Source organism: Streptomyces fuscigenes, assembly GCF_021556455.1.
GTDB lineage: Bacteria > Actinomycetota > Actinomycetes > Streptomycetales > Streptomycetaceae > Streptomyces > Streptomyces fuscigenes.
Map to the genome: position 1 here is coordinate 1 of NZ_JAKGCV010000532.1, position 3,347 is coordinate 3,347.

3 protein-coding genes and 1 pseudogene are annotated in these 3,347 nt (G+C 76.0%); 3 read left to right on the forward strand and 1 reads right to left on the reverse strand.

Annotation, left to right across the window (positions count from 1 at the left end):
- On the forward strand, positions 1–188 hold a 188-nt coding region (locus L1885_RS25800; RefSeq protein ID WP_235799574.1), incomplete at its 5' end, for a hypothetical protein.
- Positions 189–346: 158 nt separating this feature from the next.
- On the opposite strand, the gene L1885_RS25805 is transcribed toward L1885_RS25800, so the two are convergent.
- A complete protein-coding gene (locus L1885_RS25805) occupies positions 347–1,513 on the reverse strand; it encodes a cystathionine gamma-synthase (RefSeq protein ID WP_235799575.1) in 1,167 nt (388 codons plus the stop codon).
- Positions 1,514–1,657: 144 nt separating this feature from the next.
- Between L1885_RS25805 and L1885_RS25810 the strand changes: the two genes are divergently transcribed.
- Entirely contained in the window at positions 1,658–2,761 is a 1,104-nt protein-coding gene (locus L1885_RS25810; protein ID WP_235799576.1) for a hypothetical protein, read from the forward strand.
- 162 nt (positions 2,762–2,923) lie between these two features.
- Positions 2,924–3,347, forward strand: a pseudogene (locus L1885_RS25815) (hypothetical protein); the annotation flags it as partial.

Genomic DNA, 3,347 nt, shown 5'->3' on the forward strand with positions numbered 1-3,347 from the left:
TTCCGCCGGGGCTCGCGCTGCACGCCGCCGCGCGCGGCACCCGGATCGCACAGCGCCGGCGCGTGGCCCGCAGGGCGGCGGCACTGACCCTGCTCGCGGGGCTCGCGCTGCTGCTCGCCTGGCTCGTGATCGCCGATCCCTGGGCGGCCCCGCCCTCCGTCGTGGCGCCGCCGCCCCAGGTGTTCTGAGCCCGGGCCGCCCCGCTCCGGGCACCGCCGGACCGGGCCCCGCACGGCCGGGCCCGGGCGGCACCCCGCCGCGGTCCTGAGCCGCGCGGCGGACGACGGACGGCAGGCGGCGGTGGACGACGCCGGGCGGTGGGCCGCCCGGCGGAGCGGACGGTGCGTCAGTCCCGTTCGAGCGCCTGCTTGAGGTCCTCCAGCAGGTCGTCCCCGGACTCGATGCCGACCGACAGGCGCACCAGGTCGTTGGGCACCTCGAGCGGCGAGCCCGCGGCCGACGCGTGCGTCATGCGGCCCGGGTGCTCGATGAGGGACTCGACGCCGCCCAGCGACTCGCCCAGCGTGAACAGCCGCGCCCGGTCGCACACCGCGACCGCCGCCGCCTCGCCGTCGGCGACCCGGAAGGACACCATCCCGCCGAACGCCTTCATCTGCTTCGCGGCGACCTCGTGGCCGGGGTGCTCGGCCAGACCCGGGTAGAGCACCTGGGAGACGCGCGGGTGCCGGGTCAGCATCTCGGCGATGCGGGTCGCGTTCTCGCAGTGCCGGTCCATGCGGACGGCGAGCGTCTTGACGCCGCGCAGCACCAGCCACGCGTCGAAGGGGCCGGCGATGGCGCCCATCGCGTTCTGGTGGAAGGCCAGTTCGTCGCCGAGGGCGGCGTCCGAGACGATCAGCGCGCCGCCGACGACGTCGGAGTGCCCGCCCATGTACTTCGTGGTCGAGTGCACGACGACGTCGGCGCCGAGGGCGAGCGGCTGCTGGAGGTAGGGGCTCGCGAAGGTGTTGTCGACGACGAGCTTCACGCCGGCCGAGCGGGCCACCCCGGCGAGGCCGGAGATGTCGCTGATGCCGAGGAGCGGGTTCGAGGGCGTCTCCACCCAGATGATCTTCGTGCGGGGCGTCAGTGCGGCGCGTACCGCCTCGGGGTCCGAGCTGTCGGCGACGGACCACTCGACGCCCCAGCGCGAGGCGACCTTCGCGAACAGTCGGAACGTGCCGCCGTAGGCGTCGTTCGGGATGACCACGTGGTCACCGGGCACCAGGAGCGTGCGCAGCAGGCAGTCCTCCGCCGCCAGGCCGGAGGCGAAGGCCAGGCCCCGGGTGCCGCCCTCCAGTGCGGCGAGGTTCTCCTCCAGGGCGCTGCGGGTCGGGTTCGCGCTGCGGCTGTACTCGTAGCCGCCGCGCAGGCCGCCGACCCCGTCCTGCTTGTAGGTGGAGACCTGGTAGATCGGGGGGACGACGGCCCCCGTCGCCGGGTCCGCGGTGTTGCCCGCGTGGATGGCTCGGGTCTCGAAGTGCAGCGAATCGCCGAAGTGCTCGTGGGTCATGGGGCCGAGGGTAGTCGCGATGCGGGCGCGGTCCGTGACGGCCGCCCGTCCGCGCTTGAGGGCGGCGGCCCGCGTTCGAACGTCCCCGGCGGGCGGCGGGCCGAGGGCCGTCCGCCCGGTGGGGGCCTCGGGGACAATGGCGGCATGGAGATCCTCTGGTTCCTGCTCGCCCTCGGCCTGCTCGCCGCCGCGCTGAGCCCGGTCCTGCGCCGCGGGCGCGGGGTGATCCGGCAGGTGGCGCCGGGCTCACCGGACGCGGCCGACCCGGAGGCGTACGGCTTCGTGCGCCAGGAGGAGCTGGACGTACGGGTGCCGGGCCGCGACGACGAGCTGCTGCACGTGCTGGACGTCGTGCAGGGCACCGGGCAGTGGGGCGCCGCCTCCCGGCTGCTGGAGGCGACACCCGCGCTCGGCGAGAGCCGCTGGCAGCGCGTGCAGGGCTTCGCGGGCGCCGCGTCGCTGGAACTCGCCTCCCGGCCGGGCGCGGGCGCCCGCTGGCTGCGCGAGTGGCGGGTCGAGGCGCCGAAGGACCCCGGCGCGGCGGCCGTGCAGGCGGAGTTCCTGGTGCAGCAGGCGTGGCGTACGTCGCGGCCCGGCCAGGAGGAGTTCCGCATCCTGCTGGAGGAGGCGCGCACGGTCTGCGGCGAGGCCGCGCTGCTCGCTCCCGGCGACCCGGTTCCGTACATCGTGGAGCTGTCGGTGGCCCGGGGCCTCGCGTACTCCTCCGCCGAGTTCGACCTGCTGTGGGCGAAGGTCATGGACCGCGCGCCCGCCCACATGGGCGCGCACCTCCAGGCGCTGCGCTACTGGAGCGCGTCCTGGCACGGTTCCCGCGAGGACGCGGACCGGTTCGCGTCCTCGGCGGCCGCCCGCGCGCCCCGAGACTCCCTGCTGGCGGCGCTGCCGCTGTTCGCGCTGTACGAGCACCTGCCCGAGGTGAACCTCGTACGGAGCTTCTACCGCGGCGAGGCGGTCACCAAGGCGGTGGCCGGGGCGATGTTCGCCGCGCACACGGCCCGCCCGGACGACCCGGTGCTGCCCCACGTGCGGCACCTGCTGGTCCTTTTCCTGGTGCGCATGTCGCGCTGGGGCGAGGCGATGACGCAGCTCGTGCACGTGGACGGGCAGGTCGGCGCCGTGCCGTGGACGTACTCCGCCGACCCCGCCGGGGAGTACGCGCTGCACCGCGCGGCGGCCGTCGCCGGGTACGAGGCGAACGGCGGCAGCCCGGCCACGCTGCCGCGCTGACACCCCGGCCGCGCTCACCCCTCCCCACGCCCCGCCCGCTCCTCCCGGCGCTCCGCCGCGGCACGCGTGACAGCCGCACGGAGCGAGGGGGCACACTGAAGGAACCGAACACACCGGAACACCCGTGCGAAGAGTGCTCCGGGCCGACCGATTGGACCCCACGTGTCACGCGTCATCCTGGTGATCCTGCTCGGGATCTGCCTCTACTTCTGGTTCCGGTCCCGGCGCGGCACGGACCGCCTGCTCAGGTCGATGTCGTCGCCCGAGGTCGCGGCCCGCGAAGCGGCCCAGGGCTCGGAGCGCTCGGCGGAGCTCGGGCTGCTGCCCGCGGAGAAGCAGGACCTCCGCTACGCGACCGCGCCGGACCCGGCGGCCGAAGCGGCCCTGGCCGCGGCCGGCACCGGCGCGTGGGAGCCGGCGGCGGAGCTCCTCGCGGCCTCGGCGGAGGCCGGCGACTGGGAGCGCCGGGCGCTGCAGGTCGAGCTGCTGGGGCGGGCGGCGGCCGCGCCGGAGGGGGACGGGTGGCTGTCCGCGTGGGAGCAGGCGCGGAAGGGCGACGCGGACGCGGCGCTCGTGCGTGCCGCCA

Coding starts and splice junctions, on each gene's coding strand:
- L1885_RS25805 (WP_235799575.1), bottom strand. CDS start 1,513: ATGACCCACGAGCACTTCGGCGATTCGCTGCACTTCGAGACCCGAGCC.
- L1885_RS25810 (WP_235799576.1), top strand. CDS start 1,658: ATGGAGATCCTCTGGTTCCTGCTCGCCCTCGGCCTGCTCGCCGCCGCG.